Here is a 26,642-nt window from a genome sequence, read left to right as displayed (position 1 = left end):
GTGTCAGGTAGTGGTGGGCTCCTGCTGGCGGCGGCGGTTGGCGGCCAGGGCCAAGGCCAGGGCGGCCAGCACCAAGACCGATCCTGTGGTGGTGAAGGGCCACCAGCCGATGCCGCCGGACTCGGGCAACTCCAGTGCGGGCACGTCCCGGACCGTGAGCAGGAAAATCCCGTCACCGTCCGTGTCGGTGCTGGTCACGACCCCGCCACCCGCACCCTGGCCCAGGGTGAGGGCACCGGTGGCGGCGATGGTGAATTTCACCGGTTCGGCGAGGAGGTTGAACCCGGCCGGGGCCTTGGTTTCTGCAAGCCAGTACGTTCCGGGCTGGATTCCTTCGAGTTGGAACCGGCCCGTTTGCCCGGTCACGGCGGTGACGGCCGGGCTTCCCAGCACGGTGCCGGGGGTTCCGTTGTTGTCGGCGTGCACCGCCCAGGTGGAGCCGGCCATCGGAACCCATGTACCGCCGGAGGACTCGCCGATCTTCTCGATCAACAGCTTGGCCGGCGTGCGGTGGGTGGTGGTGCAGTCAGGTCCCGGGGCGCTGGAGCCTGGTGCGCAGGTCTGCGGTGCGGTGGTCGTCGCCGTACCCGTCACCATGTTGACGAGCTCCTTGTTCCACGCCCCTGTCTTGACCACGACGCTGTACTTCAAGGTGGCCGTCTGCCCGGCCGGCAGAGTGAACGCAGCGGTGGTCAGCAGCGTCGACGGCGGCACGGGGTTGGCCACCGCCACCGGGGCTCCGGTGCCGATTACCAGGGACGCGGACCCGGACACGAACGTCGCGTCATCCAGGACCTCCCCCAGGTTGTCCTTCAGCACAACACCGGTGATGGTGCCGCTGATACTGGTCGCGGTGACCGTGTACACGATGGTCTGGCCCGGAGTCACGGACCCGTTCGCGGGAACAGACCCGTTGACCGTCGCCGTCTTTTTGATCTTCCACGCCGGGGGTGCGGTCACCTGCGCGTCATCGACCGCCGTGACGGGCAACCCCAGGGGCGGGTTCCCGGTGACCTTCGCCGTGTTGGTCAGCAACCCCGTGGTCACATCGGTCGCCGTGACCACATACGTTGCGGTCGCGGTCACCGACTGCCCCGGCAAAAGGATGCCCGGAAGGCCCGGCCAGGCGTAGGACAGCGCGGACATGGTGCCGGTTCCGGAGAACTGGGTCTCGGTAATGACCACCGAGGTCAACGTCACGTTGCCCGTGTTTTTCGCCACGAACGTGTACGTGGCCGTTTCACCGGCCACCAGGATGGTCTTGTTCACCGTCTTCACCAGCGTGATCGCCGGAGCAGCCGCCGGAGCGACCGTGAAGATGTAATCTTCCACCTCGCCGGAATCAGACGGTCCGATCGGAAGCTGGACCTGACTGGTCGTGTAGCCGATCCGGAACCGCGCATACGTCGTCCCCGCAGTCACCCCCGCAGGGACAACCCAGGTCAGTGTGGCACTCGTGGCGCCCGCAGCGAACGTGGCGCAGGCCCGCTCGGCAGGGTTATCGAATTTCCCGCTCTTGTTGAAGTCAATCCACCCGCAGGTCGTGCCGGACTTGCTGGCCCCGCTGATCGCCACCGTCGTGGAGTAGCTGGTAGCACCCTGCACCATCGGTGCCAGGACCACGCCGTCGTCCATCAGGTCCTGGGCCGCCGTCAGACCCGCATTCGGCGAGGCGGTGCCATTGGCAACCGTCGCGTTATCCTCAGTCACGTTCGGCCCAAGCGTCACATCCGACAGAACAGCCCGCGCCGCGTCGTTTTGGCCGAGGTTGTTTTGATCGTACGAAACAGGCGCGTCACCGAAATCCTGCGGGACGGTCATCGCAATGACGTAGTTGTCCGCGTTATGGTTTGGATTCTGGACGTCGTTGTTGGTGTATGGCGGAAGCGCGCTGGTGGCCTGCACGAAGACCGCGCTGATGTCGAAAGCCAGAGAGGTGACGACTCCGTTGATACGGACAGACCCACAGGCTGCAGTCGCCTGTGCATTCACGGGCTGAGGATCGTTCGTTTGGGTAGTCGTCTCGCACCGAGTACCCGCGTTGTCGTTGGTCGCCGTGATTGCATTTCCCGACACGCTGAGGTTTCCGCCGGAAAGCTTGGTCATGGTCAACCCCGTGGTTGCGAGATTCAACACGGCGTGGAGCTGGGACTGCTTGTCGACAGGTCCTTTCTTGTTTTCGTACCAGTTCACGTTTCCACCGACGCCAGCGATGTTGAGCACAGGATTCCTCACCGGCTGACTGAAAGTGATAGTGATGGTCCCCAAGCCTGTACAGGTGCCTACCGCTGGGCAGTCGTTGATTGCGTTGGTTGCGAATTCAACAGCCGGGGCCCCGGTTCCTACGTTTTGTGAGAAATCAGAGGCCACATATCCACGGCTGCCCATCGTTGTCTGCCCCACGAGGTCGGTATAGCCCGACTGGTCATACGTGGTGGTTAGACCGGATCCCGGCATCGTCAAAATAGCCGCCCCACCGGTGACGTTTGCCTGGTTGGTTGCTACTTCGTAGGCGTGAGCTGGTGCAGTCAGGTGGAGCACCCCCAATAAAAGTGCGCCAAAAACGACCATTAATACGGTAACGAAGGCGGTTATTTTCCCAAGCAGATACTTCAAGGGATTCTCTCCAATGAACAGTGACCGACAGACCCCACAGCCGACGGCCAAACATATGTTGCGGAGACTGACCGATTGCGTCCGGCAAGGTCGGTCTCCAGTCAAAGGAGTGCGTGATAGGAAATGTTCATGCCGCAAAAAGCGAGAATTTTTTGAGAGAGAGCTCTCGGGCTCCTGTCGGGAAGGCGGCGGGCCAGAGCTCGGACCGTGGATGGAAGCTGCTGAGCGAAACCAGCAGATCCTGGAGCGGGTGGTCCACAGCTCTATCGTCGGCTAAACGGCAGGCGTAATCTGAGTGGAATTCACTACCACCCGGCAAAAACCAGCAGAAGGGGACGTCCACGGCAATGAGCATTATGCACGAATGGAATCGGCTCGACTCCGAGATCCGGACATGGCTCTTGGAGAATCCGGCAAGCCTCGTTCTGCCCCAAGCCTTATCGAGCAGAATCAGCAACGAAGAATACAAGGACGTCGAGTACGACGTGCACGGGCAGGTTGTACTTACCCGTGATGATCACGATTTCCTCCGGGACAAAGCGGAGGCGGCCGGCACCATCCGGATTCCGGACACGGAATACCGATTCTTCGACACGGCGCCTATACCAGTCATCGGGACACCGCCCGCTGGAAAACATACCCAAGAGTCGGCCAATAAAGGCCGGTAGGAGCAATTACTCAGCTTCCACTAGAGAGGAACGCAACACCAGCGAGAGCCCATGTGTTTGTGAATCCGTTGTTTGCGCCCAGCGGCCTAAAAACACGGAAGGCTGAGCGCCTGTTGGTCGCACCTGCTGGGAGATCCCTACCCAAATCGGGCATAGATCGTGCCCAAATACCAAGCGGCTAGACAGAAACCCGCAAACCAAGCCAAGGAATGGGGCCATCTATCTCGATGCTGCTCCTCAGGGGGTTTCGCCCTTGCTCCAGTAGCCGGGTTAAGGGCCAATGGGAGTCTCTGGACCTTCAAGGGGAAAAGAGCCAGCGAGCCGAGCAGGACGACGGCTGAGGTAAAAGCAATTCCTGGCAGACCCTGAAAAGCAGCCAGAGGTGGCAAGACAATCATGATCAGAGCAAGGAGCCAGATCCCGACGAGGTGGATTGTTTGGTAAGTCCGTTCTGTCCGGGAACCACTCCTGAGGGTCATTCCATTCTGGGCGGCAAAGGCTCTACCAATATTCATGCCAGGACTTTCTACAGAACAGAAGCGAGTCAATCCGAATTCGCGATAGTCCCGATCCCCCACCGCGTAATTGCGTTCACGCTAAGTGATCCCTGGGCAGTTCTCAACGGTCTTGATCAATCTCGCGGCCCCCGGCCCTGAAGAGGCCGTGGCCAGCGTTACGGAACGGTTGTCTGGAGTAGCCAGGACATGGCCTCATCGCGGGAGGTGAAAAACCGAGTGGGGCACGGGAGCGTCCGCCGTGCCATTGCGAAGTTGGCAATGACACGAGTGACCGGACTTGAGCCAAGCAGGGCAATCCGTGAAGCGGCGCACTTGACGCTGAAAACTGACCTGGCCTGACGGGTCACCGCCTGAGTGTTCGCTATGTCGATCAACATCGGGTACTCGGCACCGGCGGCAAGCTCATTGACCGTTGCCATCGCCGCATGTACGTCGTCGGCCTCTAGAACAGTCCCCGGCTGCCACACCAGGTGGAGAACTTCTTCGGCATCGAGTTCCACTGTGCCCTTGCCGCCATCAACGGTGATTGGCTTCATTTTCTCCCCCAGAGTCTTATGGAGCTAAGACTAAACTGCCTGCTTGAATATGCGCACCCGAATGAACAGACAAAGGCGTGCAATTCGTCGCAAATGCTGCTTCTGAACGGACCCAGACGGTCAGTCTTGTCCGATTTCGTTGGATATGGGCACGGTGGTGTCAGGAAACGGGTGCCTGGAGAAGCCAGGACATCGCCTCATCGCGGGAGGTGAAATACCGAGTGGGACACGGGAGTTTCCGCCGTGCCATGGCGAAGTTGGCAATGACCCGATTGAGCGGGCTTGAGCCAAGCAGGGCAATTCGTGAAGCGGCGCACTTGACGCTGAAAACGGACTTGGCCTGAAGGGTCACCGCTTGAGTGTTGGCTATGTCGATCAGCATCGGGTACTCGGCACCGTCGGCAACCTCATTGACCTTTGCCATCGCTGCATGTACGTCATCGGCCTCCAGCACAGTCCCCGGTTGCCACACCAGGTAGAGAATTCCTTGGGCGTCGAGTTCCACTGTGCCCTTGCCGCCGTCGACGGTGATTGGTTTCATCTCTTGCTCCCCCAGAGTCTTGTAGAGCTAAGACTAACTGCCTCGTTAAAGATGCGCACCCGAACTACCAGTCAAAGTTGGCGACGTCCCATTTCCTTAGAACCCGGACATCCGTGGGACACTAATCGCCGATGCGGGGTGTCTATAGCAGCCAACCGCACGCGTAGTCCACGCTCCGGTGACCTCTTTTGGACACGCGCAAATTCATGTCATTCTCTCGTGTCAACGAGTAGTGCGCCGGGAAGCTCCCACGACGTGACCTGACCGAGCGCTTCCTCTTGAGCGTCCGGATACCGAAGCGGATACTGGTTGGGTCAACCGGCTTAGGCCGTTGTAAAAATACCGACAAGGATGACGGGGTGTTCGAAATGGGAGCTGCAGAAAACGCTGAACTCGTTCGGCGGGGGTACGAAGCCTTCAACACCGGGGATTTGGCGACCCTTGGCGAATTGTTCGCGGAGGACGCAGTCTGGTACGCGGCAGGAAGCGGCGTGCTGTCAGGCAAGAAAGAAGGACGCGAAGCCATACTGGCCTACTTTGGTGAGCTGGGCTCACGCTCCCAGGGGTCGTTCCAGGCGCATGTCCAGGACATCGTCGGCGGGGAAAACCACACCGTGGGGATCCAGCAAAGCCACGCGGAAAACAACGGGAAGACTTTGGACGTGGCGTCGGCCATCGTGTTCGTGCTCGGCGACGGAAAGGTTGTCGAGGGCCGGGAGTTCTTCGAGGACACCGCCAAGGCGGACGAATTCTGGACCTGAGTTCTGGCCCTCGAAGCAAGGATCCTCGAAGGCCATAAAGTGACCCAGAGGCTGGACTTTCCATGCTTGAAGACTTCAGTTCCGGCGGCCGATAGAAACTTGCGTCGGGGACTAATCGGCCAGCACGGCGCCATGGCTGGCTTCCAAAATGCGCATACGGTCATCGGCCGTCGGTCCAAGCTTGACGTGGACCGCTGCGATGAGGGCTTCCACCAACACCGTTGCCGGCACGATGCTGTCGAACGAACCTGCTGCCTCCACCCGCGCCGGCAGAACGACGTCCGCGACAAATGAAACCGGAGAGAGCCACGGGTCCGTGAGGAGGACAATCTTTGCCCCCTTCTCGCGGGCTGCCTTTGCCAGGTCAACGGTGTCTTTCTGGTAGCGGCGAAAATCAAAGAAGACGCAGACATCGCGTTTGCTGAGGTCAGCTATGAACGTGGAGTCATTGTTCGGATGCTGGGCGTGCACCGCGGTGTTGGGTCGCATCAGGCGAAGGTGCAAGTCCAAGTAGGTGGCCAGCAGGTGAGAGAACCTGCCACCGATCGAAGTAATGTCCAGTGACGTATTGCATAGAAGCGCAACGGCACGGTCGAACTCATGCTCCGGAAGCGAGGCGACCGTGCTCTCGATGCCCTCGACCGCCGTCTCTGCCACTGACTGAGCCAATTCTGGAGCGGCTGAATCAACTCGTATTTTGCCTTGGAGGGTCAGGGGCGATGCCCGCCGCGCCTGCACTTCTTCGCGTAGGGCATCCTGGAAGTCCCGGTACTTGTTGAAGCCCAATCTGCTAACGAACCTCAGCACGGTGGGGGCACTGACATTTCCTTTCTTGGCAAATTCAATGGTGGACTCGAGCCCTGCCGTCGGGTAGTTGGCGAGGAACACGCGGGACAGCTTGTGCTCTGCCGGGGAAAGTGAACCCTGAATTTGACGGATTCGGTCCGCCAGGGTCAACCGGGCAGATTGGTTCTCAGACTGTTCAAATTGTCCGGACTGCGTCATGGCGTTCCTTTCTTGCATAGCCGGCAAAGCTGGAAGTTAGTGTGAACTCCACCGCTTTTATCCCCATTCAATCAGGAAACCCAGAACGGCTTGAGCGCTAGCCTGCCGTCAGCCTGTTGGGGCAGCGACCAGGGGCAGCCCGTGAGCGGGCAGTAACGTCCTGGCGGCGCCTACGTATCCAGCCAGGAGCGCATGCGCTACATCATGGACGTGAGAGTCATGGGGCACGAAAGTGCTTGAGTGCAACCGTTCCCCGGTTCCGCTGGTACCTACGAACATCATCAAAGAAGGCATCCTTTCCGAGAAATACGAAAAATCATCGGAACCCGCAGACCTGAGATTACTGTCCACTTCCAAGCCCAGAGCCAGCAGTAGAGGGGCAGTCGCCTTGACCACATGCGCATCATTTTCCAGGACGGGTTCACCTTCGGTGACGCTGACTTCGCCGCTGCAGCCGTGCGCAGCTGCAACCAGGCGGACTGTGTCTGCAAGACGCCGCAGCACTTCCTCCCTCACTGGCGTGGCCATAGTGCGGACAGTTCCCCGGGCGGCGGCGGTACCCGGAATGACGTTGGCCGCGGTACCAGCCTGAAGCGTAGCAATGGTGAGGACTACCGAATCCATGGGATCCACGTTCCGGCTCACGATGTTTTGCAAAGAGACCACAACGTGGGACAGCGCCAGGACAGGATCCGCTGCAATGTGCGGGTAGGCAGCGTGGCCGCCTCTTCCATTAATGTTGATGGTGAACTCGTCCGATGATGCATTCACGGCCCCCGGTGTGCACGCCACTGTCCCTCCGGGTAACAGCGGCTGAACATGAGCCGCAACTGTGGCCCGCACGTCTTCCTCCGTGAGTATCCCTGCTGCGCAGATGTCCTTTGCCCCGGACGGGTACGTTTCTTCCCTGGGTTGCAAGACCAGTGCCATGGGAGCTGCGCCGGGTGTTGAGTGGACAGCCCTGGCCAAGGCAACGACGGCGGCCAGATGGATATCATGCCCACATGCGTGCATGACACCAGGCCTTTGGGAAGCCCAATCGAGTCCGGACTCTTCCAGCGCAGGCAGCGCATCCAGCTCAGCCCGGATAGCGATCGCCCTGCCCGGCCCCCCGATTCGCAGTACTGCCCCTGTTCCGGCCACAAACCTGGTTTGCAGGTCGTCAGGCAATGCGTTCAAGACCAGCTCAAGAGTCGGCCCCTCGGAACCGGATAAATCCGGCCTGCTGTGCAATCTGTGGCGCAGTTCTATTGCACGCGGAATCTCCTGGTCAATGCGTCTCCTGAGCACCTCAAACAGTTCAGAGTTCACTTCTCCCCCAGCTCGTAGACGCGCACCGCGTTATCCCTTCCGACCATGTGAACCACTCGAATGGCATCCTCCTCAGCCCAGTCCCCATCGCGAACCCAAGCCCCCAGGACCTTGCCCATTCCTTCGCGCCATAGTCGCGCCCCGAGGTAATGGAGTTCCGGAGGCCCCCATGCATCCGTTGAAAACAGGATCTTGGAGAAAGGTGCCAATTCGAAAGACTCTTTGATCAGTTCCAGAGACTGAACGCCTGTGTAGTTGGTCCCAAGCCCGACATCGAAGTAGACATGCGGGAATACCTGCGCAAGGTAGCCCGCGTGACGATGGAACGGGTAGCAGTGGAGAAGGAGTACGTCCACCTTCAATGATTCAATGAGCTTCAACCAGGGAACCAGCAGCAACGGGTCGCAGCGGTCCAGACGCAAGTCGGGATCACCGTATCCAGTGTGCATTTGAATGGGCAGACCACGGTCGACGCCCGACCACAGAAAGAAGCGCAAAAGCACAGGATCCGCAACACGAAGCGAGTAGCCGGCTGCTACCAGACGGAGCCAGGAAGCAGCCGCCTTCACCACTTCTTCTTTGGACGGCCGGATTGGATCAAAGTCGAACCCATGTCGGTAGGCGATGATGCTCTTGACTCCCACGGCGTTCTCCGTTGCCAGCGCTAGCCGGGCCGTATAGGCGTTAGCGAAATCGGCGGCTGATACGCCTTCCCACGCCAAAGACTCCGCTACGGATTCGAGTCTGACAACCTCACCTACGGTGGCTGAGCTGATTCGCTCCATCCCCGAAAGGCCGTGGATTTGATCACCGCGATATCCGGTTTCGACCAGGAAATGACCTATCCCCGCAGACTGGAGCAGGCGAGAGGTTACTTCCGACGTCCCGAGCCCCACACGCCGTTCAAAGTACGCGTCGGCACTCGCATGTGCAGATAGGCCCAACAACGGCGCACACCAACGACGAATCGCGAATCCCAACTGCGAATCGAATTGCGTCATCCATTCAGGAATAGGCCTGTCCGACTCCGTCAGCAGTTCCTCCAGCGAGGACCGGTCAACGTCATCCTTCAACGCTCCATGGACATGGTGGTCCACCAAGGGGATTTCCTCGATGGCGGTCAGGAGATCTTCTACGGAATTAGTAGACATCAGATACCGCTTTGACTCGGGCAGCATCGTCGAGAGTGGCCACATGGGCGAGCTCATGCCGCTTGACCGCCAAATACGTTGCCAACAGATCAGGATGGAACCACGACGTCACGCTCTGGTCCTTTTCCAATGCCAGGAGTGCGTCCTCGAGTGTACGAGGCAGTCGAGGTACGTCGTTCAATTCAGCCGGGTCTGCCGTCTCCGGGAAAATGTCTGGTTCGGGGTACTCGTCGCCGCCCACGATTCCGGCAAGACCGGCCCGGAGCAGGACACCAAGCGTGAGCCACGGGTTGGCGGTTGCATCCGCTGCCCTGTACTCAAGATTGAACTGGTGGTCCGGAGCAGATCCACCTGCCGAACTGGTCGGGCAGATTCGTAGAAGAGCCTCCCTGTTTCGTTCCGCCAGGAATATTCCCCCTACACTCCATCGATCCGGCGCCAGGCGCATGAAGGAAACTGGGCTTGGCGCTGTCCAGGCCGTCAGCGCTTCGGCGTGACGCAGGATTCCTGCGCTGAATCTTGATCCAACCTCGGATAGACGCCCCGGACGGGTGGCGTCGAACAGAACCGGAGTACCGCCGTCGTCCACCAAACTGATGTGGACATGGACGCCGGTACCGGTACCGTTTGGTTCCTGAAGCGGTGCGAAGGAAGCTCTGAGGCCGCGTCGGATTGCCAAATCGCGGACCAATTCGCGCAAGAGTACCGCCCTGTCTGCTGCAGTGAGGGGGTCGCTCGGTTCCACCGTGATTTCAAACTGATTCGCCCCGTATTCGGGCAACCAGTTCTCGGGTGCGAGACCACAATCCGTCAAAAGACGCAGCAGGTCCATTCCGAACGGATCGGCGTCCAGGTGCCTGCGCAAGGAAAAAGGGGCTGATTGAGGCAGGCCCTCCACAACGAACTCGTGTTCGAAGGTGGCGATAACGCGCAGGCCCGTTTGCTCTCGAAAGTCGCTGATGGCTCGGCGCAGGAAGGTCCTGGGACAGCAGTCCCAGTCGGTTCCGTCAGGTTGTGTTTGGTCGGCGAGCAGAATCCTGAGCCCGGTCTCTTTGGGGCCATCGGCCACGGTGATTTCCGTGGCCTCGTCCGGCATAAGGCGCAGGTCGCCGGTTGAACCGAAGGCGCTGCCCGGCGCAATGCTGCCGAAAGCCGAAATGCCAAGGTTGGCCGGCACCCAGCCCAGTCCGGAGCGAAGGACAGAGCTGTAGGCTTCGCCGGGTGCGCCTCGTCCTTTGACCTGACCAGCGAGATCGCAGGTAGCAACGAAGATATCGGGGGTGTTCACGGGCGCCTCCGGGCGGTCGTGGGTGGATTGATGTTGGATTCAGTACCCGAGACGCCGCAAAAGTCCATTGCAGATAGGGCATACGTCTTTACTGCCGTAATGATCTGGTGGATTGGCACGTATTCGTTTTCCGCGTGCGCGGTTCGGCCAACCCCAGGACCGTAAACTAGCCCGTCGATGCCTTGGGCATCCATCCATGTGAGATCACAGACACCGAGGAACCCCTCTTGTTCAGGAGGGGTGGCCAGGTCAAACCCGCCGACGGAATCACTGTGGGCCTTCATGACCACGGGGATGAGTTCATGGCTGGCCGGCGCGGTGTACGGCGGCCATAGGAGCTTCCAGTCGAATTCGGGTCGGTGAGCGCTCAGCCAGGGATCGTTGGCACAAGCTTGACGCACGGTTCGTTCGATCTCGTCGATGACTTCGTCGTTGCTTCGCTCAGGGTGATGGTAGACGCAGTATTCCACTGTGAGGGTGTCGGCGAGGAAGAACGGGACCAGGACGCCCTCCGGGTTTCCACGGATCACCCCGGGCAAGAGATTGAAGTAGCCCGGCTGGAACAGGGGGTGCCTGTCACGCCGCGCCCAAGTATCTTCCAACTGCCGCAGGGCGTGATAAATGATCCAGAACTTATCGATGGTATTGACGCCCAAAGCTTCGCCCTCAAGGGTTGGATGAATGGTAAGACCCCGCAATCCGGAGTGCGCAGCTTTGCCGACAAGGGACAGCGAGAACCACAGCAGGCCCGGCGTGGTGGGAACCAGATTGGGGGCTGCGTCCGAGAAGTTCGACGGTTCGCAGACGATTGCGGCGTCGGCCCCATATCCCGCCTGTAAGGCTGCCGTTGTACCCGAGAGGTGGTCACCGACTTCTTCTCCCACGACCGCCTGCAGTACGAGGTCTCCTTTGAGCCGGATACCTGCGGTGGCTAATGCGATGGCAGCATATGCCGTGGCGACTGTGCCGGCTTTGTTATCCGTAGCTCCCCTGCCATGAACCGCGTCATCGGTAATCAACCCGGAGAACGGCGCGTGATCCCAAAGACCTTCCCGGTTGGGCGGCACAACATCGACGTGCCCGTTGAGCAGCAGCGAGCGGCCACCGCCCGTTCCGGCAATCCGCCCGCAAGCATTGTCCCGGCCCTTCTCAACTGTGACGAGTTCCGTAGAGGCCCCGGCTTCGCGATGAAGATCGTTCATGAGGGCGCTCACCTCACCCTCGCCGCCCACAAGCTTCTGGTAGTCCTGACCGGGATACTTGGGGTTTATGCTCGGGATCCTGACTGCGTCGGCGACGGACTGCACGATCCTGGGCGCCAGACGATCCACAGCGTCCAGGACCGCCTTTCGCTGGTTCTGCTCTGCTCGGGCAGTGGAATCAATGGACATGCGTGGTCTCCTCGACTTCCATAGTCCGGCTTGCGGGTTTTTGGAGTGCTCTATGGGCGGATTTGTTCGGGTTTCCCGGAAGTAGCCTCCGCGCTCTGGTCCATACGTCTTCGAAGAGCCCGGAAATGCCGCGTGGAAGGAAAATGAGAACCAGAAGGGTTCCAACGCCGATGATGATCGCACGCACAGGCCCAAGGTCAGTGAGTTGGCGGTCGATGACGGTGACTATCAATGCCCCCAGGACCGGACCCCAGATGTGGCCGGTACCGCCGAGGAAGATCATGCTCAAGCCAAGGGTGACGAATCCGAAACTGAAGAGTGTGACGTCCGCAACGCGGAAGTACGCAACATAAAGGGCTCCTGTGACGCCGGCGACTGCTCCGCTGAGGATGAAGGCAAGGAGATGCTGCCTTATGCGGTTCATTCCGCGGCTCACGGCAAGGTTTTCATTGTCGCGCAGTGCGATGAGGCTCTTGCCGAACGGGCTGCGAAGGGTGGTCCGGAGCAGAACCAGGAGCAGGACCACTGCCCCGCCGAGCAACCATAAGTAACCCAATCCCGAGTACTTTGCGAAGGAAAAATCTCCTACGCTCAGAGCCGGTACGCCTGTCAGTCCGCTGGATCCGCCGGTGATTCCGGGAATGGCCAACACCAGGTAGTAACAGAGCTGCACGAAGACGAAGGTGATAAGTGCGATGTAGATGCCTCGCATGCGTATCACCGGGATATAGGCCAGGGCACCAGCCAGCCCACCGGCAACGGTTGCCAGTATGAGCCCAAGCCATGGATTCATATCCCATGTCACTGTGGCAACGGCCATCGCGTAGCCACCGACCCCGAAGAAGCCAACGTGTGCGAAGTTGAAGATACCGCCGATACCCAGCGTCAGGTTCCAGCTGGCCGCGAGCAGGGCGTAAATGAGTGCTGTCGCGGCCAGCAGGCGTGCAGAGCCGCTGATGACGACATACGGCAGCAAGGCGGCGGCAAGCAAGAGCAACGGCCACGTCGCGAAGGGCTTGAGGGATCCAAGAATGTTCATCACGAACGTCCTTTCACTAGACCTTGGGGGCGGACCAGCATGATGAGGACCAGCACGAGGAATACGGCTACAGGGCTCCATTGCAGACCGAGCCAGTACGTTGTGCCCGCCTCCAACAGGCCTATGGTGAAGGCGCCGACCAAGGTTCCCCACAAAGTCGCCGACCCGCCGAAGACCAGGACGACAAAGGCCGTCAACAGGGGTTCAAATCCCTTGGTGGGCGTAATGGTGGTGGTCGTTCCGTAGACGAAGGCAGCGGCGCAGGCCAGAATTGACGCCACCGCAAATACGCCGGCGTATATGCGCGCTGGCCTGATTCCGACGAGCATTGCCATGTCCCGGTTTTGTTCCACTGCCCGGACCGCCATCCCCCACTTCGTCTTGCGCAGCAACGTAATCAGTCCTACGACTAGAACTAATGCCAGGGCCAGGGCAATGAGGGTGGAGCTTGCGATTTTTACGTCGCCCAAGGCAAATGTTGAGGTGCTCACGGCCTTTATCTGCTTGTTCTGCGGTCCCCAGATTAGTTGTGCAGCACCTTCGACGGCGTTGGCGATGGCGAGGGTCGAAACCATGACCAAGAGAGTTCCGTTTGCCCTGCTGATGAAAGGCCGGACCGCGACGAGGTCCAGGAGCATACCCAGTAAGGCCAGCAAGGGAATCGCAGCCGCGAAAGCGAGAAGTACCGGGAGCCCGACCTTCTCTGAGAACGTCCAGATAAGGTACGCGCCCAGCAGCAGGAGCGCGCCGTGAGCGTAGTTGAAGACCCCGAGCGTGGACCAAATGAGGGACAGTCCGCTTGCCATCAATGAGTACAGCGACCCGAGCACGAGGGCTGAGACGAGGATGGAAAGGAGCGCGTCAGACATGCTTGTTTCCCTCAATGTTGTTGGTAGCGGATGACGGGTGCGAGCCGACGTACATATCCATGACTTCCTCGTGACTGGGCTTGATGTCGGTGGTCCCGCTGGAGACGATCCGCCCGAGCTCCACAAGATGCCACCGGTCCGCGAGTTCGAAGAGGAACTCAATATCGCCATCGGCGACTATCAGGGATAGGCCCAGTCGTCGGACTTCGTGAAGTGTCTCAAGGATTTCGTACCGGATCTTGGGTGCCAGCCCGAGAGTTGGTTCATCCAGCACAAGAAGTTTGGGCTTGGCCATAAGGCCCATTCCGATGGCCACCATTTGGCGTTCGCCTCCGGACAGCGTGCCCACAAGTTGCCCTCGACGTTGCAGGAGCTTGGGAAACAGTCCCTGGACCGTTTCAAGAGTCTCTTCCCGCTGGCCCCTGGCCGCCGGGATCCCACCTGCCAATACCAGGTTCTCCCTGACGGTGAGCCTGGGAAAGAGCTGATTGCCTTGGGGCACATGCATCATTCCCTGGTTGACTACCTTATAGGCGGGCGTCCCGGTGATATCGCTGCCATCGAAGACAATCTGACCCGAAGAGATCCTGCCAAGGCCCGAGATGGCGCGCAGGGCGGTCGTCTTTCCATGACCGTTGGGACCCAACAAGGCCAAGGCTTCACCCGGGGCGATGTCCATGGAAAGTGATCTGACGACAGGCAGGCGTCCATATCCGGCCGCCAGGTCACTGACGCGGAGCAGTGGGCTGACGGTCTCCTGATCGGCGTTCATGCTGCGGCCTTCCCCAGATATGCCTCCATCACCCGCGGATCCGAAAGAACGGCGTCGGGGGTTCCTTCAACCAGGACTTCGCCGGATGACATGATGACCATCCGTTTCGCCAGGTCGCGGATAAGACTGAGTACATGCTCAATGATCAGCAGTGTCAGGCCGCCCTTCTGAAGTTCACGCAAAAGCAGGATTAGTTCAGCCTGATCCTCATCGTTGAGGCCCCCGGCTGGTTCATCCAGCAGCAAGAGCCGCGGCTGTGAGACGAGGGCGCTGGCGATCATTAGCTTCTTTTTTGCCAGCAGTGGTATGTCCGCCGCCGGATCATCTCTGTACTTGGTGATTCCGACTGTCTCCAAGGCAGTTTCCACGTCCCCTTTGGTGCGCCGCCCGCCGAGGTAGTGGTTGGCCACGGCGATGTTGTCCGAAACGCTCAACGACGGGAACAGCTGTTCTGCCTGGAAGGTTCGACGCATTCCCGAACGAGCGATTCTGTGCGCGGGAAGCCTGTCAATCCGCGTACCGTCAAAGAAGATCTCTCCGCCTGTCGGGCCGAACGGCACCCCGGAGATCAGGTTGAAGAGAGTACTTTTTCCCGCACCATTGGGACCGGCAATTCCCAGGATCTCCCCCTCATGAACATTCAGCGTGACGTCGTCCACTGCGACGAACCCCCCGAAGTGTCGACTGACCTGCCGTACTTCCAGGAGGTGCCCTGTGGACGGGGCGGGGACTGGTGACTTGGCGATCCTCATTTCATCCACTCAGGTCTCTGGAACTTGCCGTCGGCGAACTCTTCCGGAGCAATGTTCAGGCGTTTGCCGTTTTGGATTTGGTAGTACGTCATCGGGATACCGTCCTTGCCGGCTACGGCCAGATGGGTTGTTGGATCAAAATGGACACGCCCCAGGGTGGTTTGTTTGTCCAGCTTGCCCAATGCAGCTCCGACTTCCTCTCGTTTGTCGGGATCACCGACTTCCTTGACAGCGTCGGCCCACAAATGGACCTGTTCGTAGAGGCCATAGCTATAAAGGCTCGGTTCGTTCTGGTATGTCTCCGTAAGCTTCCGGGTAAGGTCCTTGGTTTCCGGCAATGCCGGCAACGGGGCAAACGGCAGGTTGTAAAGCACGCCATCAGCGTTCTTCCCTGCAAGTTCAGTGAACTCCGGGACACTGGGGGCGTATTGCGAAAACACCAGTGACTGCGTGGGGTTCTGGCGGAACTGGGTGAGGAACTTTGACGCATTTGCAGTCAGGTAGTCGAGGTTGATGATTACAGCCGGATCGACCTGCCGAATTTTGGTGATCTGCGTGGTCCAGTCGTCCACTTCCCCAAAGGGAACAGTGTCAGGCCCGGTGACTTCCCAGCCTTTTGCCTTGAAGTTCTTGTCCAGACCTGACGCTATGCCATTGGAATATGCATTGTCGCTGGAGATGATGTAAACCCGGCGGTTAGTGAGCGGGAACGTGCCATCGGCGTTCCATGCATCCAATTGTTCAGGAATTCCAGTGCTGTACCCCTCGTATGAAGGGGCAAGGGACCAAACACCGGGGTACTTTTCGGGATTCTTGGAAATGATCTCCTGCGTTTGGCCGCTGTTGCCGCTGAGCAGGTACGGAATCCCGGCTTCTGCGAGCTGATCGATTTCGAAGTTCGTCGTGCTGGCGTAGCCGGTGATCACTGCCGCAACATCGGGGTCTGAGGTCAGTTGTGTCACAGCGGCCGAGACCGCATCTGACTTCTGGTCCCGCACGTCAAGGGCTTTGAGTTCAACTTTCCTCCCATCGATGCCGCCCTTGGCATTGATTTCATCGACCGCGAGTCGTGCACCTTGTTCCATGAGCTTGCCGTCGGCAGCGGCCACGCCTGTGAGCGGGGCCAATAGACCGAGCGTGATAGCCTCTCCGGATGCCCCGGAGTCACCGCCTTTGCCGGTGGGAACGGTACAGCTCACCATCGAGATGGCCATGAGCGTAGCTGCTGAAAGGAGTAGGGAGGAACGTAAGTGGGGCTTGATTGAGGTGGACATAGCGCTCCGTGGGAGATGGGGATTTTGGTCCGGGTTTGGGAGTCATATCTGGATACATTTGGTGGTGGAGTTAGTCCCCTACCCAACCGGGGACAAGGCACCGACAAGACCGAACAGGTCTTTTGGATCGTCGGGATTGGCGACGAGATCGATATCTTCAAAGAACTCGGAACCGTCCACGGAGTCCCGTACATAACGCAGGGCCGAGAAGTCTTCCACGGCAAATCCGACGGAGTCGAAGATGGTGACTTGATCTTCTGATGTACGCCCAGGTGCGGCGCCGAGGAGGACCTTCCAGAATTCGGTAACGGCGAAGTCGGCCGGCATCTGCTGGATTTCACCTTCGATCCGCGTCTGTCCCTCGTACTCGACAAAGACGTCACCCATCTCCAGGATCAGCGGATCCAGTTCCGTCTTTCCGGGGCAATCTCCGCCAATCGCATTGAGATGGACGCCAGGAGCAACGTGCTGAACGCTGAGGATCGTGGCTTGGGCTTTGTCTGCCGTGCACGTCGTGATCACGTCGGCGCCCTGAACCGCTTCCAGAGCAGATGCAGCAACATATATTTCGAATCCAAGCGGAACCATGTTGCGGATGAACTTCTTCACTGCGGCAGGATCGGTGTCCCAAACGCGCAGCTTCGCCACGCCCAATGCTGTTCTCATGGCCAGTGCCTGGAATTCTGCCTGGCTGCCGGTTCCAATCATGGCCATGACCCTCGACTCGGGCCGCGCCAGGGCCTTCGCAACCATGGCGGACGTGGCGGCGGTGCGCAGCGCGGTAAGGATCGTCATTTCTGCAAGGAACGTTGGGTAGCCGTTGTGGACATCTGCCAGAACACCGAATGCCGTGACGGTTTGGAAGCCGCGTGCGGGGTTGGAAGGGTGCCCGTTCACATATTTGAATCCGTAGGTCTCATGATCGCTGGTGGGCATGAGTTCTATGACGCCATACGGGGTGTGACTGGCTACCCGGGGCGTCTTATCGAACCGCGCCCAGCGGCGGAAGTCGTCCTCCATGTAGTGGATCAGATCTTTGATGATCGTCTCCGGTCCCTGGGATCTGACCCAGCTGATCATGTTGTGTACATCAACAAAGCGCGTCATCTGCGCTCCCTTCTGGTTTGTGCCGTTCACGTCCTCGGGATCGGCTGATTCCATGATGCGTTACAAACAAACCAAAGTCACTAGTTTTGAAGGATTTGTTACATTTCTTTCAGCATCTGGGCGTGAAGAGAGGGGTGTTGCGCTTCCTGGCCAACGGCGGCGTGGACGGTCACCTCCAGTTGGCCGGTCACACACCCCCGGACCACCAGCCACCCCGCAACCTGGTGGAGTGCTTACTATGTCGCAGCTCGGCAGTACACTGAACTATCGAACATATATTCGAATAAAGGTGTGTTGTGGGCGTGATAGTTGGCCCCCGTGTGATAGATGCGGGACTCTCTCTGGTGAAGGTGCTGCTGGCACCCGTTGCAGTGGCGGCAGGCTACCCCTCGCCGGCCCAGGACTACTTCGACGGCCGTATCGACCTGAACGAACACCTGATCAAGGACGTGACCAGCACCTTTATCGTCAGGGTCACCGGCCAGTCCATGGAGCAGGCCGGCATCAGCGACGGCGACGAGCTGATCGTCAACCGCGCACTGGAACCCAAGGACGGTTCCGTGGTTGTCGCTGTACTTGATGGCGAGCTGACCATCAAGCGGCTCAGGATCACCGCCCACGGTGTTGTCCTGCAGGCCGACAATCCGGACTTCCCCGACATCAAGGTTCCAGCGCTCTCGGACCTGAGCATCTGGGGCGTTGCGACACGGTGTTTGCACTATGTCTAAGCCCGCGCTCATGCGCCGGATGCAGGAGATAGCGCACGTGGACGTGAACTGCTTCTACGCCTCGGCCGAGCGCGCGTTCAATCCCGCGTTGGAGGGTAGACCCCTCATCGTGCTCTCCAACAACGATGGATGTGCAGTAACGCGGTCTCCGGAAGCCAAGAAGCTCGGCATCGCCATGGGTGAGCCGTGGTTCAAGCTCAGGCCCCGCGCCAAGGAATGGGGACTGGTAGCCCTGTCCAGCAACTACGAGCTGTACGGCGACATTAGCTCGCGCGTCATGGAGCTCCTGGGCCGCTACTCGGCCTGGCTGGAGGTCTACTCCATCGATGAGGCGTTCCTCGGCGTCAAAGGCGAGCCCGATGAGCTGCTGCAGCTGGGCAGGACAATAAAAGCCGCCTGCCGCCGCCATGTCGGCGTGCCGGTGTGCGTTGGCATCGCGCCCACCAAGACGCTGGCCAAGCTCTGCAACAAGTGGGCGAAGAACAACCCCGCCTTCGATGGCGTCTGCCGCTGGGAGTCTGTGCCCTTGCATCAGCGTGAGGCGCTCATGGCCAAGCTGTCCGTGATTGAGATCTGGGGTGTGGCTACGCGGCTTACCAAGCGCCTGAACGCGATGGGGATCTTCTCGATCCTGGACCTCACACGGGCGAACCCGGTCGCGATCCGTGACAAGTTCTCCATCGTCATGATGCGCACTGTGCTGGAGTTGCACGGAACACCCTGCATTCCCATGGAGGAAGAGCGCATCGGCCGGGACCAGCTGATCTTCTCGCGCTCGTTCTCGACACCCATCACGACGACAGCCGGGTTGCGGCAAGTCATGAGCATCTACGCACAGATGGCCAGTGCGCGCTTGGCCAAACACGACCTGCAAGCCAAAGTGCTCACCGCGTTCGCTGCGACGTCACACTTCAACCCGAACGAAAAGTCTTTCCCGTCGGTGTGCCTGGCTTTGCCGATGCCGACCGCGGATCCTGTGCTGCTGACCAAGGCAGCCCACGCCCTGCTCCCCCAGATCCACGAAGGCGTGAAGTACGTCCGGGCCGGGATCATGGTCACCGACCTACGTCCCACTGGTAATCAAAAGCCCTTGGAGCTGTTCGAGAACCCGCACGAAGAACGCGGCATCGGCATGCTCCTGGAAGAAGTCAGCAAACGCTACGGCCGCGGCGCCATTGGACTGGGCCATGCCGGCATCAAAGGCGGACCGGACTGGACCATGAAACGCGACATGGTCTCCCCCAGATACACCACCCACTGGGACGAACTCCCCCTCGTCAAAGCCGCCTGACCGGCAGCCCACCATTAGAAAGGAAAACCACCATGACTATTGCGCCTGAAACACCCACGACCGGGCACGAAGTCGCTGTCCGATTCAGCCCCGACGGAACGCCGCTGGCGATTCGCTACATGGGCCGGATCTGGATGGTCGACCCGGACATCCACACGGCACACTGGTTCACGAGGGACGCCTGGTGGTTCACGCTGCGGCGGGAACCCTTGGCTGAACACTGGCAACTCGAGTCCATCAGCTAGTGCGAAGTGCCATCTACCGTCAGCCCACCCCGGACCAGCTCTTACTTCACAGCGGCTCCCGCCGATCCCCTCCTGGCGCCGGTAAGGATGATCCCCTTCATCAAAGTTCGGCCGCCCATACAGCTGCAGGCTGGCCTTTCGGAGCCCCGGTCTAGAGGGCCTGTTTGACTGCGAGGGAGGCGGACATCCATTCGACGACGATTTCCCGGGATATGGCGACGTCAAGCACGAACACGCCTCTGTCGTGTCCGGCGAGCCAATCCTGGAGGATCTTCAGGTCTGCGAGGGTCATCGCCTTGTGGCCGTCTGCGCCGAGAGCGCGGCCGATGGCGGAGAAGTCGACTTCATCGATTAGCATCGCGGTCGGGTCCAGGCCTTTGGACGCGTACTGGTGGAGTTCGGCTCCGTAAGCGGCGTCGTTGAGGGCGATGACCACGCCTCTGTGGGTGGTCCGGATGAAGGTTTCGAAGTCTGCCAGTCCCATGAGACCTCCGCCGTCGCCGGTAATGAAGACGGTGGTCCGTTCGGGGTGGGCTATTGAGACTCCGGGCGCGGAGGAGAAGCCGAGGCCGATAGATTGGAAGGCGGTTCCCACCAGGACCATTGCTTGGGGGTCGGGGACGGAGAGGTACATGGGGGCCCATCCCATGAAGTGCCCGCCGTCCATGACGATTGACCTCTCGGCGGGGAGGATGCCCTCCAGGGCAGCGACCACGGTGCGGGGGTTGAGGCGTCCGTCAGGGCCGAACTCTTCCGGGTCCTCGTAGGGCCCGATCGAGCGGAACTCGTCCTCCGCGACCTCGGTCGCGGCATGTCGCCACGTCTGGTGCTCGTTGACCGTTGGTATGCGGCCCCTTAGTGCTTCGAGAAAGGGTGCAAGGTCGGCGCGGATGTACTTGTCGACGTGTGGGTGATCGCTGGAGGGCTCGTTGTCGATGCGGACGACGCGCGTGTCGGGTCCGAAGAGGGTCCCGTAGCGGTGCTGGAAGGAGTTCATTGAGGCTCCGGCGACGAGGACGACGTCGGCCTGTCGTGCGAGGTCGAGGCGGTGCTCGCGGGCGAAGCCCCCGGCGATGCCGAGATTCCATGGGCTGTCGACGATGTTGACGGCCATTACGGAGGTCATGAACATGGCCCCCAGCCGGTCCCCGAGCTCTTTGAACGGGCCGACGGCCTCTCCGAGCAGCACCCCTCGCCCGGCCAGCAGGAGCGGACGCTTAGCATTGCGCAGGATGGCGGCGACCCGGTCGAGCTCCTTCCCGGACGCATTCCAGACGGGCTTGGCTGGCAAAGGTTCGAGGTGGGTCTGCTCCTCCAAGGGTTCGGTGGCCAGGTCGTAGGGGATGGCGAGGACCACGGGTTGGACGGTGCGCAGCGCGAGGTCGAAGGCGCGGTGAGCAATTAGTACCGCGTTTGCGGGGTGCGCCACGAGCGTGAGGACTCCTACCGCTTCTGCCGCTGTGACTTGGTCGATGTCGAACGACCGCGGCCCGGTGCTCGGCGCGTCCCCGACGATGAGCACCATTGGCACCCGGGCGAGCCTAGCCTCGGCCAGTGCCGTGTAGGCGTTGGTGAACCCGGCCCCGTAGGTCGTGGTCGCCGCCGCAATCTGGCCGCCGGCGCGGTAGTACGCGTCGGCCATCGCGACAGTGGCAGCCTCGTGGCGTCCAGAGGTGAAGGGGAATCCCCGGCTGGTGAGGTGGCTGATGAGGTGGGCGTTCCCGTTGCCCATTAGGCCGAACAGATGGCCGGCGCGGTCGGCCACCACGTCCGCGATTGCTGTGGACACCGTCGGGCTGGCGGTGGGTGGGATGGGCGTTGTCATGCGGTTTCCTATCGTGGGCCTTGGCCCGGTGAGAGAGGGATATGCAGTGCCTGCGCTGCGAATGCCGCAGTGACCGCTTAAGGAGTCTGGGGTGGTGGTCGTCCGCCGTGGTGTTGACGTGGAAATGGTGCGCCGACCGGATGCTGCAGGGTGAACCGTCGGGGCGGAGTTAGTCTCCGGGAATGCGTGGCGCTTGCCTTTGAAGGTGGGATGCCTTCGCTGTGGGCTTCCGGCGGAACCGTGGTCCCATGAATAGGGCGGCGGCGGGGCCAGGGTCGCGGAGAGCGCACAGCGCCCCACCGCGTGGCAGCTTTTACATGGCGTCCGGAGTGGAACGGCGCCGATCCTTATTCGGGGTAGACCACCCAGGGAGAATCCATGTCGGATCCTGCAGCGTCGAACTCATGGGTTTCCAAAGTGTAGAAACGGATAGCCAGCCCGTCGGGATCATGACAGACGAGCAGCCAGCCGACGATGCCGCGGAGGACAGACGAATTTGCTACTCCATGTTGGTTCAGGTGCTGTTCCCACAGTTCAAGTTCCTCGAGGGTCCCAACGCTGAGGATTGTCGGATCAAACCCTTTCATGCGCTCCGCGATTTTGGGGGCCAAGCGAAGTTCAAAGTATGTATCGATACCCGGGATCGTAACGATGTAGGCAAAGAGATTCCCTTCCCGGTCGAAGTGATCAAATTCTGCGCATCGTTTAGCTCCCAGGATCTCCTCGTACCATTTCAAGCTCGTCTGGAGATTGGTAACCGGAATTTTCAGGTGGTGGATACCAGCAAGAGATACTTCGGATGCTTTTATATCGTTTGTCATCAGTTACCTGGTTCCTGAATTTGTCGCGGCGAGGGGGCTATCAGCTGGGGGTATTGGCACCATCGGTTGAAAGATCTGGCCGGGGTCGTATTGTGCTTTGACCTCGCGGAGCCGGGCATATTTCGCTGCCCCAAATATGCTTGACAGATCTACAACTTCATCAGCACCGAGGAAGTTGATGTAGGCGCCTTCAGTTGCCAGACGGTTGAGGGATTGATGTGTTGAACGGCACCATCCGATATGTTCCTGGTCGAGTAGGTCACTTTCCCAGCCGGCTGTGACGTTGTAGGCGAAGCGTGCTGACCGTTTGGGGTAGGCCGTTTCGCTTTCAGGCACATCGTCAATTGCCCCTCCGAGAAGGAGAACTTCAATTTGAGCGTCTTCACTCGGCATTGATTCGGCTGCTTTGAGCATGGCGTCCGCAACCTCGGCTGTCAGCGCGTTGAAGTGACCGGGTTTGAGGAAGTATCTGAAGCCATGGGGGTACCTGTGGTCTTGGTGGCTTTGAACTTCCGCGAACCGTTGGCGGGCCATCTGGGCAGACCCGAGGTGCTCCAGCCCAAGCGATTCTTGCGCTGAGAAAGCGTCAACTGGGTCCCCGGACCACATCCATTCAAACGTGACCACGGGTTCACCTCGCCGGTGATTTGGACCCGACTGGCTCAGCGCTTTTTGTACTTTGACCATGACTTGAAGTTGTCGGGGCAGCGTGTCGGCGCGGCTCCCATATTCGATTAACGCGGCTCGCGCCTGCTGCAGATTCACCGTCCGCGTTCCAAACGTCACCCACCCAATCGGCGCGGCTTCGTAGGTGAATTCTGTGACGACACCAAAGTTCCCACCGCCTCCCCGCATGGCCCAAAAGAGGTCGGGATTCTCGGTGCTGCTGGCCAACCTCTCCCTGCCCGTACCGTCAATGACGCGAGCAGAGAGGAGCCGGTCACAGGTGAGTCCCCTACTTCGCGAGAGCCATCCAATGCCCCCGCCCAGGGTCAGTCCCCCCACTCCCGTGTGGGAGACAACGCCTGCCGGGACGGCGAGACCGTACCTGGATGCAGCACGGTCGAGGTCGCCCAGCAGTGCACCTCCACCCACTGAAACGTTGGAACTTTGTCTGTCTACATTCACCGAACGCATGGCGCTAAGGTCAAGGACAACGCCATCCTCTATAACGGCGCCACCGGCAATCTGATGTCCTCCGGCGAGAATTGAAATGGGCACTCCGGCTGCCACGGACTCGGTCAGCGCTATTGATACGTCTCGTCCGTCGGCACACTTGACCAGCCCAAGGGGTCGTTTATCGACCATGCCGTTCCACACTTTTCGCGCGGAGTCGTAGCGCCGGTCCCCTGGTGTAAGGAACCGTTCACCGAAATACTTCGAAAGGCTTGCTGCCAGGGTTCGTGGGGTCATGCGTGTATTCCTTCTGCTTCATGTTCCTGGGCTCGGTTGCCTTCTTCCTGGAGCCACCCAGCTACCAGCGGGTTGGTAAGTTCACCAATTTGTTCGACCGCGACTGTGACAGTGTCTCCGGGGGACATAAACTCAGGCGGGTTACGGAAGGCACCTGCTCCGCCAGGTGTTCCTGTAGTAACGACATCGCCGGGTTGAAGAGTGACCGTCCGGGACAGGAATTCCAGCAACTCCGGGATTCTCGTGAGCATGGTGCCGGTTGTCGAGTCCTGTTTTAGGACGCCGTTGACCGTAGAGGTGATCCGAAGCCCATAAACGTCGGCGATCTCGTCGCGACTTACTATTTCCGGGCCCACCGGGCAAAAGGTATCGGGACTCTTGCAGAGCATGATTTGCATGGCCTCGCGCTGCATGACGTCTCGCGCGCTCACGTCATTTACGAGAGTGTAGCCGTACACGTAGTCCCATGCTTCGGAAGCTTTGACCTTACTGGCGGTCTTCGAGATCACAAACGCGAGTTCAACCTCGTAATCAACGGTGCTATCCGGTTCTGGGATGGCGATGGGATCGCCTGGGCCTATTACGGAGGACCAGAGACCGGGGAAGAAGACCGGTTCTTTGGGCGTTACAAGGTGGGCGACTTCCGCAAGATGGCTTGCGTAGTTTCCACCGGTGTAAATGATCTGGCAGCGTTCGGCCACTGGTGCGAGGAGTTTTTCCGGACGGACAGGGCGGCCATGACCTGAGGCCTCAGTTAGGATTTCGGACCTGCGCGCGGCAGGGGTCTCCAGAAATTGTCTGAGGTCGGCGAAGCCGCTATCAGCAACGAGTCCATCATCGACTCTGACGCCCAGACGTATTTTGTTCTTATGCAGGTATTTAACCAACCTCATTGGGAATTCACACTCTTTCATTAAACATTCGGCTCAAATTAGCTATGCGTGCCCCGGATACACCACTTTCGACGTGTGCAGCATCTAGCCTCCGATGAGCCTGTGTACATGGGCCCTGAGTTCAGCGAACTCGGGGCGGGCCTTGGTTTGGAGCTGGGTGCGGGAGGAGCCAAGTGGAATCGAAAGATTGGCGCGAACATTGGCAGGCCGGCCCCCCAAGACGATCACCCGATCAGCGAGGTAGATTGCTTCGTCGATGTCATGCGTTATCAGGACAACTGCCTGCCCCTGGTCTTCCCTGATCCGAAGTACCAGGTCTTCGAGAGTTTCTCGTGTTTGTGCGTCAACCGAGGCAAAGGGCTCATCCATGAGCATTACTCTCGGTTCGAATACGAGGGCACGGGCGATCGCTACTCGCTGTTGCATCCCCCCCGAAAGCTGCCAGGGGTAGCGATTGGAGGCCTCCCGAAGCCCCACTTCCCGCAGGGCTTTTTCCGCCCTTGCCCGCCGTTCACCCTTGGAGACCCTGCCCTTCAGCGGAAGCGTCACGTTGTCGATAACACTCAGCCAGGGCAGCAGGGAGCGACTGTAGTCCTGGAAGACGAGACTGATTGCTGTCGATGGACCAGCGAGTGGGATGCCGTCAACCGCAACGTGGCCGGCCGTCGGTTGCTGCAGACCCGACAGGCAACGCAAAAGAGTTGTTTTGCCCACGCCCGATGGACCGACGATGCAAACAAATTCCCCTGGCAGCACTGAAAATTCAACAGAGCCAAGGATTTCGGCGCTTCCCACGGAAGTATTGTAGGAATGCCCAAGGTTCACAGCTTCGATGACGGCGTTGACGCTATCCCTACTCTCAGTTTTCGCCGCTTTGACAATAGCGGCCTCATTGGTGCTGTTCGATGTACTCACGGCTTCAATTCCGATCGGTCTGGTAGCTTTTGTCTGATTCACAAGGTGACAGCTCCTGTCGTGGCCTGCTGGCTAAGTGCAGTCTTTGGCGACACAACCTTTCCCCGCGACTGGTTTTGCGTTCGATAGCTGGGGTGCCAGTGCAACAGGCGGCCTTCAAGAATTCTGAAGGCAAGATTCAGCAAGTAGCCGAGGATCCCGAGGACCAGCATCCCGGTCCACATGTCCGTGATGGCGTAGTTCCTTTGGGCCGCCAAAATGAAGTATCCGACGCCGCGGTGGGCCCCTGTCATTTCGCTGACGACTATCAGAACCACTGCTATCGAGAGCGCTGTTCGCGCACCAGCGAAGATTTGCGGAGCAGCAGACGGAAGGCGCACGACGAACAGTCTCGTTGCAGCTGAAAGCGAGAACGCTGTGCTCATATCTTTCACTACGGGATCGAGCGCGCGGATGCCCGCGATGGTATTGAGCAGGACTGGCCACACCGCCCCGAAGGCGATGACAGCAATTCTCATGTCGTCCCCGAGACCCATAGCTATGATCGCGATCGGCAGTATTGCAACGGCAGGAACCGCGCGCAGAAATTCCAGCTCGGGTTCTATCGCTTCAAGAACCATGGGCATCAGCCCTAAAGCTGTGCCGATCAGGACTCCTGCAAGGACAGCGATCCCATAGCCCATCAGGAGATTCAGGAGGCTGGGGACCAGGTCACTTGTGAGGCGTGAATCTGTGATCCATACTTTTACTGCCTTCGTTAGGATCGTCTGCAAAGGCGGAAAGAAGGGCGACTTGCTGGATGCACTAATCGCCAGCCAGAGAGCCACCGCGATCACAGGTAGCCAAAGCTCGAGCAATAGGCCCTTCATTGCCCTAAGAAAACCTCGCTCTGTCCTATTTGTCATGATGGTT

Annotated in this window: 25 protein-coding genes; 5 read left to right on the top strand and 20 right to left on the bottom strand. The window is 59.7% G+C overall.

Annotated features, from left to right (window positions below):
- Positions 1-3 precede the first annotated feature (3 nt).
- The gene (locus AC1DD5_RS12950) at positions 4-2,541 is read right to left on the bottom strand and encodes a DUF7507 domain-containing protein (protein ID WP_477521681.1); all 2,538 of its coding nucleotides are present in this window, start codon (positions 2,539-2,541) and stop codon (positions 4-6) included.
- A gap of 422 nt (positions 2,542-2,963) precedes the next feature.
- On the opposite strand from AC1DD5_RS12950, the gene AC1DD5_RS12945 reads away from it, so the two are divergent.
- Positions 2,964-3,284 carry a hypothetical protein gene (locus AC1DD5_RS12945; RefSeq protein WP_477521680.1) on the top strand — a complete coding sequence of 107 codons (321 nt, stop codon included), beginning with the start codon at positions 2,964-2,966 and terminating at the stop codon, positions 3,282-3,284.
- 673 nt (positions 3,285-3,957) lie between these two features.
- Here the strand turns inward: AC1DD5_RS12945 and AC1DD5_RS12940 are convergent.
- Together AC1DD5_RS12940 and AC1DD5_RS12935 are read right to left on the bottom strand one after the other, a co-directional pair.
- A complete protein-coding gene (locus AC1DD5_RS12940; protein WP_477521679.1) occupies positions 3,958-4,338 on the bottom strand; it encodes a DUF7793 family protein in 381 nt (126 codons plus the stop codon).
- 160 nt (positions 4,339-4,498) lie between these two features.
- Positions 4,499-4,879, bottom strand: a complete 381-nt coding sequence (locus tag AC1DD5_RS12935; RefSeq protein ID WP_431119850.1) for a DUF7793 family protein — start codon at positions 4,877-4,879, stop codon at positions 4,499-4,501.
- Between the two features lie 368 nt (positions 4,880-5,247).
- Between AC1DD5_RS12935 and AC1DD5_RS12930 the strand changes: the two genes are divergently transcribed.
- A complete protein-coding gene (locus AC1DD5_RS12930; RefSeq protein WP_477521732.1) occupies positions 5,248-5,640 on the top strand; it encodes a nuclear transport factor 2 family protein in 393 nt (130 codons plus the stop codon).
- Between the two features lie 111 nt (positions 5,641-5,751).
- Here AC1DD5_RS12930 and AC1DD5_RS12925 read toward each other — a convergent pair whose 3' ends face one another.
- From AC1DD5_RS12925 to AC1DD5_RS12875, 11 genes are all read right to left on the bottom strand, one after another.
- Positions 5,752-6,645, bottom strand: coding sequence for a MurR/RpiR family transcriptional regulator (locus AC1DD5_RS12925; protein WP_477521678.1), 894 nt, complete (start codon positions 6,643-6,645; stop codon positions 5,752-5,754).
- 108 nt (positions 6,646-6,753) lie between these two features.
- A complete protein-coding gene (locus tag AC1DD5_RS12920; RefSeq protein ID WP_477521677.1) occupies positions 6,754-7,956 on the bottom strand; it encodes a M20 metallopeptidase family protein in 1,203 nt (400 codons plus the stop codon).
- Positions 7,953-9,107: an amidohydrolase family protein gene (locus AC1DD5_RS12915; protein WP_477521676.1), complete on the bottom strand. Its 1,155-nt coding sequence runs from the start codon at positions 9,105-9,107 to the stop codon at positions 7,953-7,955. Before AC1DD5_RS12915 ends, AC1DD5_RS12920 begins: the two co-directional genes overlap by 4 nt.
- Complete coding sequence (locus tag AC1DD5_RS12910) at positions 9,097-10,395, bottom strand: type I glutamate--ammonia ligase (protein ID WP_477521675.1); 1,299 nt, start codon at positions 10,393-10,395, stop codon at positions 9,097-9,099. The genes AC1DD5_RS12915 and AC1DD5_RS12910 overlap by 11 nt, the downstream gene beginning before the upstream one ends.
- Positions 10,392-11,786 (bottom strand): ArgE/DapE family deacylase, encoded by a 1,395-nt coding sequence (locus AC1DD5_RS12905; protein WP_477521674.1) that lies wholly within the window; start codon positions 11,784-11,786, stop codon positions 10,392-10,394. Before AC1DD5_RS12905 ends, AC1DD5_RS12910 begins: the two co-directional genes overlap by 4 nt.
- Entirely contained in the window at positions 11,776-12,825 is a 1,050-nt protein-coding gene (locus AC1DD5_RS12900; protein WP_477521673.1) for a branched-chain amino acid ABC transporter permease, read from the bottom strand. Before AC1DD5_RS12900 ends, AC1DD5_RS12905 begins: the two co-directional genes overlap by 11 nt.
- Positions 12,825-13,694, bottom strand: coding sequence for a branched-chain amino acid ABC transporter permease (locus tag AC1DD5_RS12895; RefSeq protein ID WP_477516277.1), 870 nt, complete (start codon positions 13,692-13,694; stop codon positions 12,825-12,827). Before AC1DD5_RS12895 ends, AC1DD5_RS12900 begins: the two co-directional genes overlap by 1 nt.
- Positions 13,687-14,466, bottom strand: coding sequence for an ABC transporter ATP-binding protein (locus tag AC1DD5_RS12890; protein ID WP_477521672.1), 780 nt, complete (start codon positions 14,464-14,466; stop codon positions 13,687-13,689). The genes AC1DD5_RS12895 and AC1DD5_RS12890 overlap by 8 nt, the downstream gene beginning before the upstream one ends.
- The gene (locus AC1DD5_RS12885) at positions 14,463-15,218 is read right to left on the bottom strand and encodes an ABC transporter ATP-binding protein (protein WP_477521671.1); all 756 of its coding nucleotides are present in this window, start codon (positions 15,216-15,218) and stop codon (positions 14,463-14,465) included. The genes AC1DD5_RS12890 and AC1DD5_RS12885 overlap by 4 nt, the downstream gene beginning before the upstream one ends.
- The gene (locus tag AC1DD5_RS12880) at positions 15,215-16,492 is read right to left on the bottom strand and encodes an ABC transporter substrate-binding protein (protein ID WP_477521670.1); all 1,278 of its coding nucleotides are present in this window, start codon (positions 16,490-16,492) and stop codon (positions 15,215-15,217) included. The genes AC1DD5_RS12885 and AC1DD5_RS12880 overlap by 4 nt, the downstream gene beginning before the upstream one ends.
- 78 nt (positions 16,493-16,570) lie before the next feature.
- Positions 16,571-17,599 carry an ornithine cyclodeaminase gene (locus tag AC1DD5_RS12875; RefSeq protein ID WP_477521731.1) on the bottom strand — a complete coding sequence of 343 codons (1,029 nt, stop codon included), beginning with the start codon at positions 17,597-17,599 and terminating at the stop codon, positions 16,571-16,573.
- A gap of 296 nt (positions 17,600-17,895) precedes the next feature.
- On the opposite strand from AC1DD5_RS12875, the gene AC1DD5_RS12870 reads away from it, so the two are divergent.
- The 3 genes from AC1DD5_RS12870 to AC1DD5_RS12860 are packed head-to-tail and all read left to right on the top strand — an operon-like array spanning position 17,896 to position 19,863.
- On the top strand, positions 17,896-18,327 hold the full coding sequence (locus tag AC1DD5_RS12870) for a LexA family protein (protein ID WP_477521669.1): 432 nt from the start codon (positions 17,896-17,898) through the stop codon (positions 18,325-18,327).
- Complete coding sequence (locus AC1DD5_RS12865) at positions 18,320-19,618, top strand: Y-family DNA polymerase (RefSeq protein WP_477521668.1); 1,299 nt, start codon at positions 18,320-18,322, stop codon at positions 19,616-19,618. The genes AC1DD5_RS12870 and AC1DD5_RS12865 overlap by 8 nt, the downstream gene beginning before the upstream one ends.
- Before the next feature lie 32 nt (positions 19,619-19,650).
- Positions 19,651-19,863: a hypothetical protein gene (locus AC1DD5_RS12860; protein ID WP_477521667.1), complete on the top strand. Its 213-nt coding sequence runs from the start codon at positions 19,651-19,653 to the stop codon at positions 19,861-19,863.
- Positions 19,864-20,014: 151 nt separating this feature from the next.
- Here AC1DD5_RS12860 and AC1DD5_RS12855 read toward each other — a convergent pair whose 3' ends face one another.
- The 6 genes from AC1DD5_RS12855 to AC1DD5_RS12830 all read right to left on the bottom strand — a co-directional run bounded on the left by AC1DD5_RS12855 (position 20,015) and on the right by AC1DD5_RS12830 (position 26,635).
- Positions 20,015-21,688 carry a thiamine pyrophosphate-binding protein gene (locus tag AC1DD5_RS12855; RefSeq protein ID WP_477521666.1) on the bottom strand — a complete coding sequence of 558 codons (1,674 nt, stop codon included), beginning with the start codon at positions 21,686-21,688 and terminating at the stop codon, positions 20,015-20,017.
- 347 nt (positions 21,689-22,035) lie between these two features.
- The gene (locus AC1DD5_RS12850) at positions 22,036-22,509 is read right to left on the bottom strand and encodes a VOC family protein (RefSeq protein WP_477521665.1); all 474 of its coding nucleotides are present in this window, start codon (positions 22,507-22,509) and stop codon (positions 22,036-22,038) included.
- 3 nt (positions 22,510-22,512) lie between these two features.
- Entirely contained in the window at positions 22,513-23,922 is a 1,410-nt protein-coding gene (locus AC1DD5_RS12845; RefSeq protein ID WP_477521664.1) for an FAD-binding oxidoreductase, read from the bottom strand.
- Positions 23,919-24,815 (bottom strand): fumarylacetoacetate hydrolase family protein, encoded by an 897-nt coding sequence (locus AC1DD5_RS12840; RefSeq protein ID WP_477521663.1) that lies wholly within the window; start codon positions 24,813-24,815, stop codon positions 23,919-23,921. The genes AC1DD5_RS12845 and AC1DD5_RS12840 overlap by 4 nt, the downstream gene beginning before the upstream one ends.
- Positions 24,816-24,899: 84 nt before the next feature.
- Positions 24,900-25,610 (bottom strand): ABC transporter ATP-binding protein, encoded by a 711-nt coding sequence (locus tag AC1DD5_RS12835; RefSeq protein WP_477513526.1) that lies wholly within the window; start codon positions 25,608-25,610, stop codon positions 24,900-24,902.
- A gap of 158 nt (positions 25,611-25,768) precedes the next feature.
- Positions 25,769-26,635, bottom strand: a complete 867-nt coding sequence (locus tag AC1DD5_RS12830; protein ID WP_477521662.1) for an ABC transporter permease — start codon at positions 26,633-26,635, stop codon at positions 25,769-25,771.
- Between the last annotated feature and the right edge of the window lie 7 nt (positions 26,636-26,642).

It is taken from the genome of Paenarthrobacter sp. 10L420, assembly GCF_056395385.1.
Note: the sequence above shows the minus strand (reverse complement) of the source record. Positions and strands in the feature narration are given on the sequence as shown.

Coding starts and splice junctions, on each gene's coding strand:
- AC1DD5_RS12945 (WP_477521680.1), top strand. CDS start 2,964: ATGAGCATTATGCACGAATGGAATCGGCTCGACTCCGAGATCCGGACA.
- AC1DD5_RS12940 (WP_477521679.1), bottom strand. CDS start 4,338: ATGAAGCCAATCACCGTTGATGGCGGCAAGGGCACAGTGGAACTCGAT.
- AC1DD5_RS12935 (WP_431119850.1), bottom strand. CDS start 4,879: ATGAAACCAATCACCGTCGACGGCGGCAAGGGCACAGTGGAACTCGAC.
- AC1DD5_RS12930 (WP_477521732.1), top strand. CDS start 5,248: ATGGGAGCTGCAGAAAACGCTGAACTCGTTCGGCGGGGGTACGAAGCC.
- AC1DD5_RS12925 (WP_477521678.1), bottom strand. CDS start 6,645: ATGACGCAGTCCGGACAATTTGAACAGTCTGAGAACCAATCTGCCCGG.
- AC1DD5_RS12915 (WP_477521676.1), bottom strand. CDS start 9,107: ATGTCTACTAATTCCGTAGAAGATCTCCTGACCGCCATCGAGGAAATC.
- AC1DD5_RS12905 (WP_477521674.1), bottom strand. CDS start 11,786: ATGTCCATTGATTCCACTGCCCGAGCAGAGCAGAACCAGCGAAAGGCG.
- AC1DD5_RS12900 (WP_477521673.1), bottom strand. CDS start 12,825: ATGAACATTCTTGGATCCCTCAAGCCCTTCGCGACGTGGCCGTTGCTC.
- AC1DD5_RS12895 (WP_477516277.1), bottom strand. CDS start 13,694: ATGTCTGACGCGCTCCTTTCCATCCTCGTCTCAGCCCTCGTGCTCGGG.
- AC1DD5_RS12890 (WP_477521672.1), bottom strand. CDS start 14,466: ATGAACGCCGATCAGGAGACCGTCAGCCCACTGCTCCGCGTCAGTGAC.
- AC1DD5_RS12885 (WP_477521671.1), bottom strand. CDS start 15,218: ATGAGGATCGCCAAGTCACCAGTCCCCGCCCCGTCCACAGGGCACCTC.
- AC1DD5_RS12880 (WP_477521670.1), bottom strand. CDS start 16,492: ATGTCCACCTCAATCAAGCCCCACTTACGTTCCTCCCTACTCCTTTCA.
- AC1DD5_RS12875 (WP_477521731.1), bottom strand. CDS start 17,599: ATGACGCGCTTTGTTGATGTACACAACATGATCAGCTGGGTCAGATCC.
- AC1DD5_RS12865 (WP_477521668.1), top strand. CDS start 18,320: ATGTCTAAGCCCGCGCTCATGCGCCGGATGCAGGAGATAGCGCACGTG.
- AC1DD5_RS12860 (WP_477521667.1), top strand. CDS start 19,651: ATGACTATTGCGCCTGAAACACCCACGACCGGGCACGAAGTCGCTGTC.
- AC1DD5_RS12855 (WP_477521666.1), bottom strand. CDS start 21,688: ATGACAACGCCCATCCCACCCACCGCCAGCCCGACGGTGTCCACAGCA.
- AC1DD5_RS12850 (WP_477521665.1), bottom strand. CDS start 22,509: ATGACAAACGATATAAAAGCATCCGAAGTATCTCTTGCTGGTATCCAC.
- AC1DD5_RS12845 (WP_477521664.1), bottom strand. CDS start 23,922: ATGACCCCACGAACCCTGGCAGCAAGCCTTTCGAAGTATTTCGGTGAA.
- AC1DD5_RS12840 (WP_477521663.1), bottom strand. CDS start 24,815: ATGAGGTTGGTTAAATACCTGCATAAGAACAAAATACGTCTGGGCGTC.
- AC1DD5_RS12830 (WP_477521662.1), bottom strand. CDS start 26,635: ATGACAAATAGGACAGAGCGAGGTTTTCTTAGGGCAATGAAGGGCCTA.